The sequence below is a fragment of the Deinococcus aerolatus genome (genome assembly GCF_014647055.1).
In the GTDB taxonomy this organism is placed as follows: Bacteria; Deinococcota; Deinococci; order Deinococcales; family Deinococcaceae; genus Deinococcus; species Deinococcus aerolatus.
In genome coordinates this window covers 153898-171003 of record NZ_BMOL01000006.1, presented here as the reverse complement: position 1 = coordinate 171003, position 17106 = coordinate 153898, and the positions used below count along the sequence as shown (strand labels likewise).

The window sequence follows — 17106 nt, the reverse complement described above, 5'->3', positions numbered from 1 at the left end:
AAGAGACAGGGTGTCCAAAAGCTGGCGTTCTCAGTCTTCCCGGCCTTTCGACAACTCCAGCGCCAGCAGCAGGCCCAGTTGCCGCCGGGGATCGTCAAGTTCGCCCAGCATGGCGCGCAGCTGTTCCAGGCGGTAGTACACCGTCTGGCGGCGTACGCCCAGGCTGCGGGCCGCCTCGGCCACGTTGAAGTTGCACGCCAGCAGCGCCTCCAGGGTGCCGAGCAGGGTCAGGCGCGGGCGCGGCGGCAGGGCCAGCACCGCGCCCAGCTGCGAGGCCACGAAGCCCGCAGCGCGGCCCGTCTCGGTCAGGGCGTCGGTCACGGCAGACAGGGACGGCGGGGCGGCGGCGGCGGGCGGCCTGAGAATCCGGGCGTGGGCGGCGCGGGTCAGCTCCGCAAAACTGACCTCGTGTCCGAAGACGATCAGCGGAAAGTCGGTCTCGCGGGCCGCCTCCAGGGCAGCCTGGGGCAATTCACGAACCTCGCGCACCAGCTCCAGTGCCAGCCCGTGCGCCCCGCCGCCTGCCAGTGAGCGGATGTAGACGCCGGCGTCGTTCCCAGTCAGCGGGGTACCGGTACTGAGCAGCAGCTCCCCGCCGCTGAGAAAGCGGGCCGCGTCGCTGATCTCGGAGACGTGGACCCAGGTGACTGGTGTCCCCAGCCGGGCGTGGCCGCTCCTGACCTCCGCCCCAGCGAAGGCCGGGAGGGTCAGCAATTCGGCCAGGGTAGGCAGCATGGGGCACAGCTTAGCGGCCTCCCCACCGGCCCAGGGTGCAGCGTCCGTCCCCCTCAAACGAACGCCCGTTAGGCCAGGTGTCCTAAGATGGCCGTATGTCCAATTCAGACCCACGCGGCTTTCGCACGCGCGCCGTTCACGCGGGCCAGGGAATCGACCCGGCCACGGGCGCGCACGCCACGCCCATCTACGCCACCAGCACCTTCGCCTACGGCAGCGCCGAGCGCGGCCAGCGGCTGTTCGCAGGGGAGGAGAGCGGTTACTTCTACTCGCGCGTGACCAATCCCACCGTGCGCGCCTTCGAGCAGAAGCTGGCCGATCTGGAAGGCGCCGAGGACGCGGTGGCGTTTGCCAGCGGGATGGGCGCAGTATCGGCCATTGCCCTGACCCTGCTGAAATCCGGCGACGAGGTGGTGTTCCTGGCCCCGCTGTACGGCGGTACCGAGGGCTTCTTGCTGGAAGTGGCCAGCAAATTCGGCGTGGCGGTCCATGAGGCCCATGACGAGGCGGACCTGGAAAGCAAGCTGAACGCAAAGACCCGGATGGTCTGGCTGGAAACGCCCACCAATCCCCGGCTGGGCATCTTCGATCTGGCGCGGGTGACGCGGGCGGCGAAAGCGGTGGGGGCGCTGACGGTGGTCGACAACACCTTCAGCACGCCGTACCTGACGCGGCCCATCGAGTTCGGCGTCGATCTGGTGATGCACAGCGCCACCAAGTACCTGGGTGGGCACGGCGACGCCATCGGCGGCGTGGTGGCGGGACCGGCAGACCTGCTGATGGAACTGCGCGGCGTGGGGTTGCGGCACGTAGGCGCGTCGCTGGGGCCATTCGAGGGCTACCTGTTCCTGCGCGGCATGAAGACCCTGCCCCTCCGGATGGAGGCCCACTGCGCCGGGGCGATGGCGCTGGCCGAAGCCCTGCAGGGCCACCCGGCCATCGAGGCGCTGTACTACCCCGGCCTCAAGAGCCATCCCGGCCACGACGTCGCCGCGCGGCAGATGCGGGCTTTCGGCGGGCTGATCAGCCTGGACCTGGGCAGCTGGCAGGCCGCCATGGCCTTTCTGGACAGCCTGACGCTGTTCACGCAGGCCGTCAGCCTGGGCGACGTGGAAAGCCTGACCTGCCATCCGGCCAGCACCACCCACGCCCTGCTGGGTGAGGAAACCCTGCTGCGCCATGGTGTGACGCCGGGACTGGTCCGCATGAGCGTGGGCATCGAGGACCCGGCTGATCTGGTCAAAGACGTGCTGGCCGCGCTGGAGACGGTACGGGTGGGTGAGCTGGCGTAAGTGCGCCCTTGGGCGTCCTTTTCCGCTAGCCTGACCGTATGACCCGCACCTCCATTGACCTGAACGCCGACGCGGGCGAGTCCTACGGGGCCTGGACGCTGGGCGACGACGCCCATCTGTTTCCCCTGCTGAGCAGCGTGAACGTCGCCTGCGGCTTCCACGCGGGTGACCCGCTGACCATGCAGAGGACGGTGGAGTTGGCGCGGCTGCATGGGCTGGGCCTGGGGGCCCATCCCAGCTACCCCGATTTACCCGGATTCGGACGGCGAATCCTGGAGGCGGCCCCCGATCAGGTCTACGCCGACACGCTGTACCAGATCTCGGCGCTGGCAGGTATGGCGCAGGCTGCTGGGAGACGGCTGCAACACGTCAAGGCACACGGCGCGCTGTCCACCCGTGCCTGGACGCACGCGCCGACGGCGGCGGCGATTGCCGGGGCCACCCGCGATTTCGATCCGGCGCTGCCGCTGATGGTCCTGCCGGCCACGCTGCTGGAAACCGAGGCCCGCCGGCTCGGCGTGCCGGTGGTGCTGGAAACCTTTCCAGAACGCGCCTACCTGGGAGACGGACGGCTGGCCCCACGGTCCATGCCCGGCTCCAGCATCCACGATCCCGCTGAGGCCGCCCGCCGCGCCGTGATGATGGCCACCCAGGGGCGCATCGAGGCTATCGACGGCGGCTTCTTCGAATTCGAGGTGGATTCGCTGTGCATCCACGGCGACAACCCCAACGCCGTGCAGATTGCGCGCGCCGTCCGGGACGCGCTGGAGGCTGCGGGCGTGGAGGTCCGCACCTTCGCCGCGCCAGCCTGAATGCGTCGCCCTGCCCGGCCCACCGGCTTCTACGTTCAGTTCTCTCAGGAGCTGGACCTGCACCAGAATGCCCGCCTGCACGCCCTTCACCGGGCGCTGCGGGCCAACCTGCTGGCGGGGGTCACCGATCTGGGTCCCGGCTACGTCAACCTGTTCGTGGAATACGACGAGGCACGGGTCTCTGGGGCAGAAGTCCGGGCATGGGCCGCGTGGCATCTGGCCAGTTTCGACGACCCGGTGGACGCTGAAGGCCGCCTGATCGAACTGCCTGTTCGTTACGACGGCCCCGATCTGTCCGATGTGGCTGCCCGCACTGGCCTTGGCGAGTCGGAGGTGGTCCGCCTGCATTCGGGTGCCGAGTACCACGTCTACGCGGTGGGTTTCACACCCGGCTTTCCCTTTCTGGGCGAGGTTCCCGAACAGCTCAGGTTGCCCCGCCGCTCCACCCCGCGTGCCAGTGTGCCGCAGGGTGCAGTCGCCGTCGCCAATGCCCAGACCTGCGTGTACCCGCTGCCCTCACCGGGGGGCTGGAACCTGCTGGGAACGGCGCTGACCACCATCTATGATCCCAACCGAGTGGAACCGTTTCTGATCGCGCCGGGAGACCGCGTGCGCTTCCGGCCTTCCCAGGGTCAGACGCCGCCCCTGCCTGCCGTGCGCGAGCTGTGGCCGACCGAACCCCGGCTTCCTGCTTTCCGTGTGGAGAAGCCCGGCCTGCTGGACCTGCTGATGGACGGGGGACGCCCGCATCAGGCGCATGTTGGTCTGGCCCGCAGCGGCCCGCTGGACCCGCTCGCGGCCCACTTCGCCAACGGGCTGGTGGGCAACCCGCCGGACGCGCCGCTGCTGGAACTTACCCTGAAAGGTCCGGTGCTGACTGCCCTGCGTGACGTGGTGGTGGGTGTGGCCGGATTTGGAATGCGGCCCCAGGGTCATCCGATGCAGCAGGGGTTCCGGCTGCGCAGGGGCGAGGCCTTGCGTTTTACGTCCACCCAGACCGGCGCGCGGGCGTATCTGGCGGTGGCGGGCGGCTTCGAGGGTACCCCGTTCCTCGGCAGTTGCAGCACCGACCTGATCGGCCGGGTGGGTCGGCCTCTGCGTGCAGACGACGTGCTGGGCGTCGCTGGCGTGCAGGACGCTCTCCCGGGGTTTGCCAATCTTCCGTTGGGCCTGCCCCAGCACGTCACCCTGCGCCTGCGGCCCGGCCCGCAGGCCTCGCTGGAGGCCCTGAAAGCCCTGGGGAGCGCCCCTTTCCGCGTGATGGGCTCAGACCGCATGGGATTGCGTCTGGGCGGCCCCGAAGTTCCGGGTGGGCAGGTGACCAGCGAGGCCACGCCGACCGGCGCGGTACAGGTCACGCCGGCTGGAGAGCCGATTATCCTGCTGGCGGACCGGGGGCGCATCGGCGGCTACCACAAACCTGCCGTCGTGCATCCGGAGGACCTGCCGCTGGCAGCGCAATTGCGGCCCGGTCAGCTGGTGTCTCTGACCCCTGATCTGTCTGGCACACCGCAGGACTGGGCGCGGCGCTGGTGCCTTGGCGCCCCGAATTAACCCTCAGCACCACCCCCACACGCCCAACAGACCCCACCCACAGGAGAAGAAACATGAGCAACCCACAACGCTTCAGCAACAAGACCGTCCTCATCACCGGCGCAGGCGGCGGCATCGGGCGGGCCGTGGCCCTGCGCTTTGCCTCCGAAGGTGCCAAAGTCGCCGTCAATGACATCAAGCCCGAGATGGTTCAGGCCGTGGTGGACGAGATCACGGCGGCGGGCGGCGCGGCCCTGGCGGTGCCTGCCGACGTGTCTGACACCGCTGAGGTGGACGCCATGTTCAGCGCCACCGAGGCTGAGTTCGGCTACGTGGACGTGCTGTACAACAACGCCGCCCTGATCGACACCACCCGGCACTTTCTGGACGCGGACGAGGCCTGGTGGGACCACATCCAGAAGGTCAATCTCAAGAGCGTGTTCCTGTGCTCGCACCGCGCGGCCCGCATCATGGCGCGGCGACGCAGCGGCGTGATTCTCACGACCTCTTCCGGCGGGGCCACCCGCGCCCACCGGGGCAATGTGGCCTACGACGCGATGAAAGGCGGCATCGAGGCGATGACCCGCTCGATGGCCCTTGATCTCGCACCCTACGGCGTTCGCGTCTGCGGTGTGGTGCCGGGCTTCATCAACACCTACGGTCTGACCGAGGAGCAGCTGCGCGAACGCGAGAAGACCGTGCCGCTGGGCCGCTACGGCGTGGCTGAGGACATGACCGGCGCGGCGCTGTTCCTGGCGTCCGATGACGCGGCATACATCACGGGGCAGTTCATCAGCGTGGACGGCGGCGTGCTGGTGCAGCAGCGCTCAGCCAACGTGGACACGTACCCGGTCGAGGGTTTTCCGGTGATCGAGGCGGACCTGAAATGACCGCACAGACCGCCGACATCGTGGTGATCGGCGCGGGCATCATCGGCGCGGCCAGTGCCTACCGTCTGGCGCAGCGCGGCCTGAAGGTGGTGGTGCTGGACAAAGACCGCCCGGCCAGTGGCTCCACCGGCCGCAGCGTGGCGGGCGTGCGGGCGCAATTCCACAATGAAACCAATATTGTGCTGTCGCGCGAGAGCATCGCGGAGTACGCCGCCATGCCGGCGTCCGGCTACCGCGCCGAGGGCTACCTGATGCTGATTCCGGAAGCGGGCTGGCCGGGGCACCGCGACGCCGTGGCGCTGCAGCAGAGCCTGGGCATTCCTTCGGAGGCCCTGACCCCCGATGAGGCGCAGCGGTACGCCACCTTTGACACTGCTGGCCTGGGCGGCTGCAGCTTCTGTCCCACCGACGGCAAGGTGGACGCCCACAGCCTCAACCACGAGTACGTGCGGCTGGCACGTGAAGCCGGGGCGCAGGTGGTGCTGGACACGCCAGTCACGGCCATCACGCGCGTGGGCGGACTCTGGCGGGTGGACACGCCGGCCGGCCCGTATCAGGCCCCGCAGCTGCTGAACGCGGCGGGGGCGTGGTCCGGGGAGGTGGGGAAGCTGGCTGGCCTGGACATTCCAGTGCAGCCGGCCCGCCGGATGGTCTTTTGCACTGGCCCGCTGACGCTGCCCCGCCCGGTGCCGATGACCTTTGACCTGGGCAGCGGCGTCTACCTGCGCTCGGAAGGAGAGCGTCTGATCTTCGGACGGGCGGACCCGCTGGACAGCGGCTGGAAGGAGGGCCTGAACTGGGGCTGGTTGGAACCTACCCTGGAACTGGCGCTGACACGCTGGCCGTGGCTGGACGCGGCCGCGCTGGACCGCAACGCCAGCTGGTGGGGCTACTACGAACTGACCCCCGACGGCTTTCCGGTGGTGGGCCGCATGCCCGGCGCGGAGGGCTGGCTCAACGCCTGCGGTTTTTCCGGACACGGCGTCATGCAGGCGGCCGCCATAGGCCGCGTGGTGGCCCAGATCGCGACGGGTGAGACCCCCTTCATCGATGTCTCGCCGCTGGGCATCGAACGCTTTGCCGGTACGGAGGTGCGGAGGCTGGACCTGCAGGTGTAGGGCGCTGGTCCACCGTCAGGTTGATGTGCAGCGCTTGGTAGAGACACCGACGGGGTCTTGAGCGTCCCGACATCCCTCGTGATTTTCACTCGCCTGCCCGGCAGACCTCCCGAATCTTCACGGCTTCGGCCTTCCCTAGCGCAACCGGGTGACCGCCCGCTTCGTAAGACTGAGTAGTGCGGCCTCGCTGGGTCCTTTCCCGTTCACCAGACTGATCATCATCAGAATATGCGGGCCCTTGCGAACAATTACCGAGACGCCGCTGGTCAAGGTACTGGGCTGTCCCTCCACCGCAACGACGGAGCTTGCCCCGGCGTAGGCCTCATCGCCCAGCTTTGGGACCGCATGGATCAAGCCGGGCAGGTCTGAGGCCTCTGCCATCTGTTTGAGCGGCTTGCCCTGAAGGATGCTATGGGAGGCCACCATCACCACCAGACCACCTTTGGCCTGCTCGAATTCGCATCTGTTCATGCCGTCCGCAGTTTCCAGCTGGCCTACCCTGACCTTGCTGCCGTACACGCCCTGAACTTCGGCGGCGCTCAGGAGTTTGCAGGGATTGGGCAGGGCCGCTGCGCTCCATCCCGAGAAAGCCAGCAATGCCGTGAACAACAGTCCGTTCTTCATGTTTTCCTCCCTGAGGGAACAGGTCAGCGGTGTGGCGTGTGTTTGACATCAATCCGCAGGTCCCAGACCTTCTTACCGTCTTTTTGAGGTGTCCGACTCCCGTCATCGTGCTGGGTCAGGCGGCCAAGCACGCCTGGCGCAGGCTGCAATGGTTCCAGCGTCCAACCCGCCTGTTCGTCTCCTGCCGGGCGCAGCCGCTGACTCCACTCGGTCAGCCAGGTCTGGGCCTCCTGTTTCTCAGAAGACGATCCGCCGGTCGAAACGCATTTCACGAGACTGATTTCTGTCGGCTCACCCGGCTGGATCGTCAGCGTGGAGTGTTCAAGATCCACTTCACGCGCGACGCTCAGAAGACCAATCCTCGGCAACCGCCCGAGAATTTTCTGGACTTGTTCACTCAGGCCCTGGATTTTCTGGGGCGGCTGCACCTGCTTGTCCTTAAAGAGCAGATCCAGCTTCACCTGCATGTTCCCCGCCCGCGTTCCGAAAGCCGACGAGGTACAACTGCCTGTGACGCCTATCGTCACCATTGAGGTGGAGCCCGCTTCCTCGTACTTCGCGTAGCTCAGGGGACCCTGACCGGTCGGAAGGGAAACCCCGACTGCAGAGGAGGCCTGCGTCACGAGGGGAAGGCGCGCCTGAACGCTGATCTGGCGCTTGAGCTCGGTTGAGCCCAGTGAAATGGCGCCTGAGGCGTCAGGCCGCACGCCCTCGTAGTCCAGCGTCGACACCATTTCCAGCTCATAGCGGCCACAGCGCTGCACGTAGTCTTTGAGGGCGGCGGCCAGTTCCCCACCGTCCAGCAGGGAACGGGGTGCGTCATCCGCCCCCACCAGTTGTCGGCTGCGCTCCCAGCCGATGGCCCACTGGACCAGGCCGGCCACGTCCCCTCCGCTCATCAGGCAAAGCTCGAACTGCTCTTTCAGACATTGCCGGCCCACCGCATCGCTGAGTCCCTCACCCAGCACATCGTGCAAAACGTCAAGCGCCTCATCGCCACGGCCAAGCGTCTGCATCTGCTTGATCAGGCCTACCCGTTCCTGGAGATAGAGGTGGGCCAGCGCGCAGTTTTCATTTGCCACAGCTTTCAGAGGCTCAAGAACTTGTGTTTCATACGCCTTGAGCAGCGCTGTGAGTTCCTCCAGGGCAGCAGACGACATGCCTGTCTCTGCATCGTCTATGCCCAGCAGCTGATTCTGCCGTTCCTGGCCCAGCACCTTGGCCATGTCCCGGCCCAGCTGCTCCTGTGCTTCCAGAGCGGGACGCGCCAGCTCAATGCTGCGTTCCGTTTCGGAGGCGCTGGAGGTTCCGTAATCCGAAAAGTGGTTGAGAACAAAGGTAATCTGGGTCGGGTTTGCACGGGCCACGATGACGTCCAGGTGCTGCCGCTCTCCCTCGATCCGCCACGGCATCAGGGTCTGGAGGTTCAGTGGCTTAGCGGGTGTGATGGCCAGGGTGGCCGGGCGCAGGAAGCTCAGGCCGTGCGGTTCCAGACGTGCACCGACACCCAGTCCAGCCTTGAAGGGCAGGCCGCCGACCCGGGTCAGAGGGGTGACCGTGATTCGCGTCGGCCCCGGCAACGCGCCGGGTGGAACGGTGAGGAGGTAGGAATTGCCAGCGTCGTCCAGGGCCTCCAGTTCGCCGCCGCTGGCGTCAACGACGGCGCTGTACGCACTGGATTGATCTGCCACGGGCTGCACCACCCGCAGGGGGACAGTCCGTGTGTACCAGTCTGGCGGCACGCTGGCCGCCTGAGCTGTGCCCACGAAGGCCAGCCAGCCGATCCATTTTCCCGCCCCGCGAAGCCGGGACCAGGTGTGTGTCTTGCGGGCCAGGGGCCGCACATGCCGACAGCTGTCACTGCCATTCATGATCCATCATACGCGCAAACGGAAACGAGGTGTAAAGCCTGGGGGGTGGATGCTGGGGCGCTGCCGGCGGCTGCGCTTCAGGGGCTGTGCGTGACCTCCAGGCGGCACGTCAGGCACAGTTGCTGGGCCGATTCACCCAGCCATGGCGTCCACAGACCGCTTCTCTCCGCAGCGGCAACCGTGAACCCTGCTTTTGCGTAGAGGCCCAGCGCGGCCTGGTTCTGATCGGTGGTAGACAGTTGCACGCCCGGCACGCCCAATTGTCCTGAACGCTCCAGGAAAGCCTGGAGCAGGCCCAGCCCCAGCCCCAGCCCGCGTGCCTGGGGCAGCAGATTCAGGTGCAGGTGCGCTGGGAACTGCGAAACTGGAGCGTGGGGTGAGGGATACCGCAGGGTACGCAGGAGGTAGGGGAGGCCCGACAGGGGGTGGGTGTACCGGCGGGTCAGCAGGCCGGGCACAACGGTGTCGGCCACGACACGCGCAAGGGCGCGCCGGTAGGCCACCTCATCGGCCGAACCAATGATGTAGCCGATCACGTCGCCGTCCACCTGGGCCACGAAGCCCACAGCCGCCGGCAGCCGGAAATAGGCCCGGATCCACAGGTCCGCGAAAAGCTGGCGATCGGGAAAATACGGCGCGGCACTGTTTCCAAAATAGCCGGTCAGGTAGGCGATCTCGCCCAGCCTTGCCTCGTCGGCGGGCAAGGCCGGGCGGATCAGCGCAGGGCTCAATGTGCGCTCACCTGTCTCGCTACCGTTCTCCCCGCAGGTCGGTCACGCGGCGCAGCTTGCCGCCCTCGCTGCGGGGTAGAGTGCCCGGTACGCACAGTTCACAGTGCACGGTCACGCCCACCTGGGTCTTGATCAGCCGCACGATCTCGTCGCGCAGACTGGCGGCCTCCGATTCGGCCTCCACCTGCAGGGTCAGCTCGTCCATGATGCCGGTGCGGGTCAGGGTCACGTGATAGTGCGGGCTGACCTGACCCAGGCTGACCAGCACGGCTTCCAGCTGGGTGGGATACACGTTGACGCCGCGCAGGATGATCAGGTCGTCGCTGCGGCCGCGGATGATGTCCATGCGCCGCATGGTGCGCCCGGTCTGGTTGTCGCCGGGCAGCAGCCGGGTGATGTCGCCGGTCCAGTAGCGCAGAATCGGCAGGGCGCTGCGGCTGATGCTGCTCAGGATCAACACGCCCCACTGGCCGTCCGGCACCGCCTCTCCGGTGTCGGGGTCCACGATTTCCGGGTAGAAGTGGTCCTCCCAGATGTAGCTTCCGCGCTGCTCGGCGACGTCCTCATTGCTGACGCCGGGGCCGATGATCTCGGACAGGCCGTAGATGTTGGTGGCGGTCACGCCCAGGCGTTTCTCCACCTCGGCGCGGGTCTTCTCGGCCCAGGGCTCGGCACCCAGCACGGCGTATTTCAGGGAGTGATCGCCCGGCCCCAGCCCCTGGCGTTCCAGCGCCTCGGCCAGCACCAGCGCGTAGCTGGGGGTGCAGGCGATCACCTCCGGCTCAAGGTCCTGGATCAGCCCGACCTGCCGCTCGGTGCCGCCGCCCGAGACCGGTACGGTGCACAGGCCCAGCCGCCGCGCGCCGCCGTCCAGGCCCAGCCCGCCGGTAAACAGCCCGTAGCCGTAGGCGTTGTGAAAGACCATGCCGGGCCGCGCGCCCGCCGCGTGCAGGCTGCGGGCCACCACCTCGGCGAAGATCTCCAGGTCGCGCTCGTCGTAGCCCACCACCGTCGGTTTGCCCCCGGTGCCGCTGCTGGCGTGCAGGCGGCGCAGGTTCTGGCGGGGGGTGGCCAGCAGCCCCAGCGGGTAGTTGTCGCGCAGATCTATTTTGCGGGTGAAGGGAAAGCGGCTCAGATCGTCCAGCGACTTCATGTCGCCGGGCTGCACGCCCACCGCACTGAACTTTTCGCGGTAGGCAGGAACATGTTCGTACTGCCGCGCCACCATGTCCTGGATACGCTGCAATTGCAGGGCGCGCAGTTCGGGCAGGGGCAGGGCTTCACGGTCAGGCTGAAACAAGGAAAAACCTCCTGGGATAGGGGCAGTCTAGCTGTCTTCCGCTGGAGGGTGACGTCGCGGGGCGCTGGGGTGGGCCGTTCGGGTCCTGGAGCATCCAGGAGAGGCCACCTGAGATCCCCACGATGGGACCGAAATGGCCAGCGTGTACCTCAATCATTCACCGCGCTGCGTGTCCTGGCGCCGCTCTGGCACACCGTTAAACATGTTCCCCAGGTGTGAACGGTGGGGCTGCCCAAAGGAAAAAGCCGTCCACACGCTCCGTGTCGGACGACCTTGATTGCTCTGCCTGAGCGGTTGTTCAGGCCGGGCGCACGGCTCCGCTCTCTCCCGCCTGCATGTCTGCGGGAACCACGCCCCCGGGCAGCATGTACCCCGCCGACAGCTCGCGGTAAGCCTGTACCTGCGCGGCCTGCCAGGCCTCGTCCCGGCCCAGCTCCTCGGCCAGGATGGCGGCCACGCGCGGCGCGGCGTCGGCACTGGCGCGGGCATTCAGCAGCAGGGCGCGGGTGCGGCGAGACAGCACATCCTCAACCGTGCGGGCCTGCTCCTGCTGGGCGGCCCAGCGCACCTCCGCCTCGAAGTAGGGCAGCTCGGCATGCAGCCGGACAGACGCGCCCGGCAGCGCCATGACCCGCTCGGCGTCGGTGCCGTAGACCTTCCAGGGCTCAGGCCGGTCCTCGGCGGTGGCCCCGTGGAGCTTCAGGCCCTCGGTCAGGCTCATGCGCCGGGGCAGACCCGCCAGTTCGGCGGCGCGCGTTACGGCGTCGGCGCCCATGCGGCGGTAGGTGGTCCATTTGCCCCCGGTCAGCGTCAGCATGCCGCCCGCTGAGATGCGAATCACGTGGTCGCGTGACAACGCCTTGGTGTCGGTGCCCTCGGCGGCCTTGACCAGTGGGCGTAGGCCCGCGTACACGCTCCGCACATCCGCGCGGGTGGGTACAGGGGAGAGGTACTGTGCCGCGGTCTCCAGGATGAAGTCCACCTCCTCAGGCAGGGCGCGCGGCTCCCACGACACGTCCGGTACCGGGGTGTCGGTGGTGCCGATCACCACATGGTCATGCCACGGCACGGCGAACAGCACCCGCCCGTCGTCGGTGCGCGGAATCATCAGGGCACTTTCTCCAGGGAGAAAGCGGCGGTCCACCACCACGTGCACCCCCTGGCTGGGCGACAGCATGGGCTTGACGTTCGGGTCTTCCATGCGCCGCAGATCGTCCACGAACACGCCGGTGGCATTCACGACAACCCTGGCGCGGGCCTCGTGGGTCTGGCCGGTTTCCCCATCCTGCCAGTGCACTCCCACCACCTTGCCGCCTTCCATGACGAGGCCCGTGACGGGCGCGTGGTTGAGGGCCACGCCGCCGTGGTCTTCCAGCGTCCTCAGCAGGGTGACCGCCAGCCTGGAGTCGTCAAACTGGCCGTCGAAGTACAGGATTCCGCCGCCCAGCCCGGACTTTTTCAGGGTGGGGATGTTGGTCAGGGCCTGAGCCTTGTTGATGTATCGGCTGGCCTGAAGGTTCAATTTTCCGGCCAGCAGGTCGTACATCTTCAGGCCAATGCCGTAGAACGGCGCGGACCACCACTTGTAGGCAGCAATCAGAAAGCCCTGATCCCGCACCAGATGCGGCGCGTTCTTTTTCAGCAGGCCGCGCTCATGCAGCGCCTCGCGCACCAGTGAGATGTTGCCCTGGGCCAGGTAGCGCACGCCGCCGTGGACCAGCTTGGTGCTGCGGCTGGAGGTGCCCTTGGCATAGTCGTGAGATTCCAGCAGCAGCGTGCGGTAGCCGCGGGTGGCCGCCTCCACTGCCGTCCCCAGGCCGGAGGCGCCGCCGCCGATCACCAGCATGTCCCAGGTGTGAGCCTCGATGGCCGCTTCGATGATGTCTGCACGCTTCATAGGGGTTCCTTTTAGAGCCGGGGAAAGAGCAAGGAGGTCACGGCCTTCAACATCGGCTTCGATGGCGAAGAACGTTTGTTCAATATATTTGAACATATGTTCACGATCAAAACAAGGGCTGAGCCTGTCCGTGGCAGCTGTGCAAACCATCACTGCGTCCCTATTCGGGCCTGTCCCAGTCGCGACTGCGCTCAACGGCACGTTTCCAGGTATGCAGCCGCGCCTCGCGCTGGTCGACCTCGATTGTTGGCTCAAAGGTACGCCCGGTCTGCCACAGCGCCTTGAGTTCATCCTGATCCCGCCAGAAGCCCACTGCCAGTCCGGCCAGATACGCCGCGCCCAGCGCCGTGGTTTCCGTCACCTTCGGCCGGATCACCGGCACGCCCAGAATGTCGGCCTGAAACTGCATCATGGCGTCGTTGACGCTGCCGCCGCCGTCCACTCGCAATTCTGAGACCTGCGTCCCCGTGCGGGCGGTGTCCTGCTGCATGGCCTCCAGCAGTTCGGCACTCTGGAAGGCCACACTCTCCAGCGCGGCGCGGGCAATGTGGGCGGCGGTGGTGCCGCGCGTCATGCCCACGATGGTGCCGCGCGCGTAGGGGTCCCAGTACGGTGCGCCCAGCCCTACAAAGGCCGGGACCAGGACCACGCCGCCGCTGTCCGGCACGCTGGCCGCCAGCGCCTCCACGTCCCCGCTGTTGCGGATCAGGCCCAGGCCGTCGCGCAGCCACTGCACCACCGCGCCCGCCACGAAGACGCCGCCCTCCAGGGCGTAGGTGGTCTGCTGGCCCCCCTGCCCGTCCGGCAGTTGCCACCCCACTGTGGTGAGCAGCCGGTGCCCGGACTGCACCGCGTGCTGACCGGTGTTGAGCAGCATGAAGCAGCCGGTACCGTAGGTGTTCTTCGCCATGCCCACGTCCAGGCAGACCTGCCCGAAGGTGGCCGCCTGCTGATCGCCCGCGATGCCCGCAATCGGCACCTGCGCGCCCAGCAGTCCCGGCGCGGTGTGTCCGTAGACCTCCGAACTGGCGCGCACCTCGGGCAGCATGGCGCGGGGAATGTCCAGCACGGCCAGCAATTCGTCGTCCCAGTCGCCCGTGTGGATGTTGTACAGCAGCGTGCGGCTGGCGTTGCTGGCGTCAGTGATGTGCAATTCGCCGCCGGTCAGCTTGTAGACCAGCCAGGAATCCACTGTGCCGAAGGCCAGTTCGCCGCGCTCGGCCTTCTGGCGTGCGCCCTCCACGTGGTCCAGAATCCACCTGATCTTGGTCCCCGAAAAATAGGCGTCCAGAATCAGTCCGGTCTTCTCGTGAAAGAGGCTTTCCTTGCCCGCCTCCCGCAACTGGTCACACAGGCCAGCGGTGCGGCGGTCCTGCCAGACGATAGCGTGGTGAATGGGCTGCCCGCTCTGACGGTCCCAGACCACCACCGTCTCGCGCTGGTTGGTGATGCCGATGGCGGCCAGATCCGAGGCGCGAATCCCGGCGCTGCTCAGGGCCTCTTGCATCACGCCGCTCTGGGTACTCCAGATCTCGCTGGCGTCGTGCTCCACCCAGCCGGGACGGGGGAAAATCTGCCGGAACTCCTTTTGCGCCCGCGCCCGGATCTGGCCGGCGTGATCGAAGACGATGGCGCGGCTGCTGGTGGTGCCCTGGTCAAGAGACAGAATGTACTGGGTCATAGACGGTGGGGGCCTCCTGTACCGATTGAGTCTGAAGATAATGACGCCTGAGTCTGAGAATGGAAGTGAAAAGCAAAGTGACGACCCGAAATGTTTAAGATTCTTTGTTGTGTGGTCCTGAGATTGCTGGAACACATGGAAAAGCCAGGCAGAAAGTATGGTTTTGCCAATAGATTGGGGCTTGCTGACTTGTCCTCACGCGTGGCTTTCAAAAAAACTGGCCAAACGTCAAAGCGAGAGGGTCTACCGCGCCGCCGGGCAATTCAAACGCCAGCGGCGCGGAGGGCCAAGGTCAATGTTTATACCGGAAGTGTTTGTGTCGGCAAAGTGCAGTGACCCCTCCCCGCCTCAGAGACCGCCACAACACGCAGCAGCTCTGGGGCCAGGGCAAGAACAGAACTCAATTACTTGACCTTGCCTGCCTTCCAGTTCTTCAGCAGGGTTTCATAGGCCACGGTCTCACCCTTTTCCTTCTCGTTGGCGAGCTTGGGGTAGGGTGCGCCGGGCTGATCGAACCAATACTGCGCGGTCTTTTCGGGGTTCATAATCGGGGCGCAGCGCTTCATGCCCGCGCGTTCCAGACGGCTCATGATCTTGTCCTGCTCCTTGGCAAGGCCGTCCATGGCCTGCTGCGGCGTGACTTCGCCGGCAGCGGCGGGAGCAATCGCCTGCCACCACAGTTGCGCCATCTTGGGGTAATCGGGGATGTTGGTGCCGGTGGGGGACCAGGCCACGCGGGCAGGCGAGCGGTAGAACTCAATCAGGCCGCCGTACTTGTTGGCATTGTCGGTGAAGTACTTGCTATTGATGTCGCTCTCACGGATAAAGGTTAGGCCCACGATGCTCTTTTTCAGGCTGGTGGTCTTGGCCGTCACAAATTGCGCGTACAGCCACGCGGCGGCGGTGTGCTTGGGATCCGTACTTTTCAGGAAAGTCCACGCACCCACGTCCTGATAACCCAGCTTGGTGCCCTCGCGCCAGTAAGAGCCGTGCGGGCTGGGGGCCATGCGCCACTTCGGCGTACCGTCGGCGTTCACCACGGGCAGGCCTTTTTTAACCATATCGGCAGTAAAGGCGGTGTACCAGAAGATCTGCTGGGCAATGTTGCCCTGGGCGGGCACTGGCCCGGACTCGGAAAAGGTCATGCCGCCCGCCTCTGGCGGCGCGTATTTCTTGAGCCACTCCACGTACTTGGTCAACGCGTACACCGCCGCCGGGCCGTTGGTATCCCCGCCGCGCGTGACGCTGGACCCCACCGGGTGACAGTTCTCCACGCGTACGCCCCACTCGTCTACCGGCAAGCCGTTGGGTGTGCCCTTATCGCCGTTGCCCGCCATGCTCAGCCACGCGTCGGTGAATCGCCAGCCCAGGCTGGGGTCTTTCTTGCCGTAGTCCATGTGACCGTACACTTTCTTGCCGTCGATGGTCTTGACGTCGTTGGTAAAGAAGTTGGCGATGTCCTCGTAGGCGCTCCAGTTGACTGGCACGCCAAGTTCATAGCCGTACTTGGCCTTGAACTTCGCTTTCAGGTCCGGGCGGGCAAACCAGTCGGCGCGGAACCAGTACAGGTTGGCGAACTGCTGATCGGGCAACTGGTAGAGCTTCTTGTCGGGGCCGGTGGTAAAGCTCAGGCCGATAAAGTCCTTGAGATCCAGTGTGGGCGAAGTTACGGCCTTGCCTGCCCCGGCCATATAGTCACTCAGCGGCAGCACGAAGTCGTTGCGGAAGTGCGTGCCGATCAGATCCGAGTCGTTGACGTACGCGTCATAAATGGTCTTGCCCGACTGAAACTGCGTTTGCAGCTTCTCGATCACGTCGCCTTCCTGAATGATGTCGTGCTTGACCTTGATGCCCGTGATCTCGGTGAACGCCTTTGCCAGCACTTCGGATTCATATTTGTGTGTGGTCAGTGCCTCGGAAGCTACGGTGATGGTCAGACCCTTGTACGGCTTGGCCGCGTTGATAAACCACTCCATTTCCTTCATCTGCTGCGCCTTGCTCAGCGTAGACGGCTGGAACTCCTTGTCCACCCATTTCTTGGCAGCGGCAGTGCTGGCGGCGGCAGTCTGGCCCTGGGCCTGCACCCCCAGCGTGGCGGCCAGCGTGAGGGCCAGCGCACCGCTGAAGAGCAGACTGTTGCGGGCAAAGCCTTGTTGCTTGCGGTTCATAAGTCCTCCAGAAAGGGGTTCTCGAACGTCTTCCGACTACCCGGTTGTGGGTCAGCCTGGGAAACGGGTGGGGGCGGACCTTCTCCGGCCTGTCAGGGTCTGATCGCAGATGGAAGGGATGAGCTGCGGACCCACGGATGGACAACGGGTGGACAAGGGGGGGAAACGGAAAGCGGCGGGTCTAGCCCCAGCGCATGGTCACGCCCAGCCAGATCAGCGAGAGGGTCAGGCCGATCAGCGGGGTGGCGTCGGTCACGCCCCACCACGTCAGGTTGATAACCAGCAGGCCCAGCATGGCGATGTAAAAACGGTCGCCCCTGTCGGTGGGAATGGGCAGGAAGCCCTTGCGCGTCACCGGCGCAGAACGCAGGTCCATGATGGTCAGCACGGCGATGGCAGCGAAGATCAGCATGATGAAGACGGCGGTGGGCCAGGTCCAGGACATCCAGGCCAT

The 17106-nt window shown here is 66.1% G+C and carries 14 protein-coding genes; 5 read left to right on the top strand and 9 right to left on the bottom strand.

Going from position 1 to position 17106, the window contains the following annotated elements; all coding sequences use genetic code 11:
* Nucleotides 1-30 precede the first annotated feature (30 nt).
* Complete coding sequence (locus IEY31_RS08655) at nt 31-735, bottom strand: PucR family transcriptional regulator (RefSeq protein WP_188970953.1); 705 nt, start codon at nt 733-735, stop codon at nt 31-33.
* A 95-nt stretch (nt 736-830) separates the two neighbouring features.
* On the opposite strand from IEY31_RS08655, the gene IEY31_RS08650 reads away from it, so the two are divergent.
* Genes IEY31_RS08650 through IEY31_RS08630 form a run of 5 tightly spaced genes read left to right on the top strand, consistent with a single transcriptional unit; the run spans nt 831 to nt 6380 of the window.
* On the top strand, nt 831-2027 hold the full coding sequence (locus IEY31_RS08650; protein WP_188970951.1) for a trans-sulfuration enzyme family protein: 1197 nt from the start codon (nt 831-833) through the stop codon (nt 2025-2027).
* 38 nt (nt 2028-2065) lie between these two features.
* Nucleotides 2066-2839: a LamB/YcsF family protein gene (locus tag IEY31_RS08645; protein ID WP_188970949.1), complete on the top strand. Its 774-nt coding sequence runs from the start codon at nt 2066-2068 to the stop codon at nt 2837-2839.
* The gene (gene pxpB / locus IEY31_RS08640; protein WP_188970947.1) at nt 2840-4393 is read left to right on the top strand and encodes a 5-oxoprolinase subunit PxpB; all 1554 of its coding nucleotides are present in this window, start codon (nt 2840-2842) and stop codon (nt 4391-4393) included.
* 53 nt (nt 4394-4446) lie between these two features.
* A complete protein-coding gene (locus tag IEY31_RS08635) occupies nt 4447-5262 on the top strand; it encodes an SDR family NAD(P)-dependent oxidoreductase (RefSeq protein WP_188970939.1) in 816 nt (271 codons plus the stop codon).
* Nucleotides 5259-6380: an NAD(P)/FAD-dependent oxidoreductase gene (locus IEY31_RS08630; RefSeq protein ID WP_188970938.1), complete on the top strand. Its 1122-nt coding sequence runs from the start codon at nt 5259-5261 to the stop codon at nt 6378-6380. The genes IEY31_RS08635 and IEY31_RS08630 overlap by 4 nt, the downstream gene beginning before the upstream one ends.
* 135 nt (nt 6381-6515) lie before the next feature.
* Here IEY31_RS08630 and IEY31_RS08625 read toward each other — a convergent pair whose 3' ends face one another.
* From IEY31_RS08625 to IEY31_RS08590, 8 genes are all read right to left on the bottom strand, one after another.
* Nucleotides 6516-7004, bottom strand: a complete 489-nt coding sequence (locus tag IEY31_RS08625; RefSeq protein WP_188970937.1) for a hypothetical protein — start codon at nt 7002-7004, stop codon at nt 6516-6518.
* A gap of 23 nt (nt 7005-7027) precedes the next feature.
* A complete protein-coding gene (locus IEY31_RS08620; RefSeq protein ID WP_229723433.1) occupies nt 7028-8848 on the bottom strand; it encodes a hypothetical protein in 1821 nt (606 codons plus the stop codon).
* A 104-nt stretch (nt 8849-8952) separates the two neighbouring features.
* Nucleotides 8953-9606 (bottom strand): GNAT family N-acetyltransferase, encoded by a 654-nt coding sequence (locus tag IEY31_RS08615; RefSeq protein ID WP_229723432.1) that lies wholly within the window; start codon nt 9604-9606, stop codon nt 8953-8955.
* Nucleotides 9607-9625: 19 nt separating this feature from the next.
* A complete protein-coding gene (gene paaK, locus IEY31_RS08610; protein ID WP_188970935.1) occupies nt 9626-10906 on the bottom strand; it encodes a phenylacetate--CoA ligase PaaK in 1281 nt (426 codons plus the stop codon).
* A gap of 298 nt (nt 10907-11204) precedes the next feature.
* On the bottom strand, nt 11205-12803 hold the full coding sequence (locus tag IEY31_RS08605) for a glycerol-3-phosphate dehydrogenase/oxidase (RefSeq protein ID WP_188970926.1): 1599 nt from the start codon (nt 12801-12803) through the stop codon (nt 11205-11207).
* A gap of 160 nt (nt 12804-12963) precedes the next feature.
* Nucleotides 12964-14484, bottom strand: coding sequence for a glycerol kinase GlpK (glpK, locus tag IEY31_RS08600; protein ID WP_188970924.1), 1521 nt, complete (start codon nt 14482-14484; stop codon nt 12964-12966).
* A gap of 404 nt (nt 14485-14888) precedes the next feature.
* On the bottom strand, nt 14889-16652 hold the full coding sequence (locus IEY31_RS08595; protein WP_188970922.1) for an ABC transporter substrate-binding protein: 1764 nt from the start codon (nt 16650-16652) through the stop codon (nt 14889-14891).
* A 181-nt stretch (nt 16653-16833) separates the two neighbouring features.
* A complete protein-coding gene (locus IEY31_RS08590) occupies nt 16834-17106 on the bottom strand; it encodes a DUF2160 domain-containing protein (protein ID WP_188970920.1) in 273 nt (90 codons plus the stop codon).

Bases quoted from the DNA above. Each gene is read 5' to 3' on its own strand.
- IEY31_RS08655 (WP_188970953.1), bottom strand. From the start codon at position 735: ATGCTGCCTACCCTGGCCGAATTGCTGACCCTCCCGGCCTTCGCTGGG.
- IEY31_RS08650 (WP_188970951.1), top strand. From the start codon at position 831: ATGTCCAATTCAGACCCACGCGGCTTTCGCACGCGCGCCGTTCACGCG.
- IEY31_RS08645 (WP_188970949.1), top strand. From the start codon at position 2,066: ATGACCCGCACCTCCATTGACCTGAACGCCGACGCGGGCGAGTCCTAC.
- pxpB (WP_188970947.1), top strand. From the start codon at position 2,840: ATGCGTCGCCCTGCCCGGCCCACCGGCTTCTACGTTCAGTTCTCTCAG.
- IEY31_RS08635 (WP_188970939.1), top strand. From the start codon at position 4,447: ATGAGCAACCCACAACGCTTCAGCAACAAGACCGTCCTCATCACCGGC.
- IEY31_RS08630 (WP_188970938.1), top strand. From the start codon at position 5,259: ATGACCGCACAGACCGCCGACATCGTGGTGATCGGCGCGGGCATCATC.
- IEY31_RS08625 (WP_188970937.1), bottom strand. From the start codon at position 7,004: ATGAAGAACGGACTGTTGTTCACGGCATTGCTGGCTTTCTCGGGATGG.
- IEY31_RS08605 (WP_188970926.1), bottom strand. From the start codon at position 12,803: ATGAAGCGTGCAGACATCATCGAAGCGGCCATCGAGGCTCACACCTGG.
- glpK (WP_188970924.1), bottom strand. From the start codon at position 14,484: ATGACCCAGTACATTCTGTCTCTTGACCAGGGCACCACCAGCAGCCGC.
- IEY31_RS08595 (WP_188970922.1), bottom strand. From the start codon at position 16,652: ATGAACCGCAAGCAACAAGGCTTTGCCCGCAACAGTCTGCTCTTCAGC.
- IEY31_RS08590 (WP_188970920.1), bottom strand. From the start codon at position 17,106: ATGGCCTGGATGTCCTGGACCTGGCCCACCGCCGTCTTCATCATGCTG.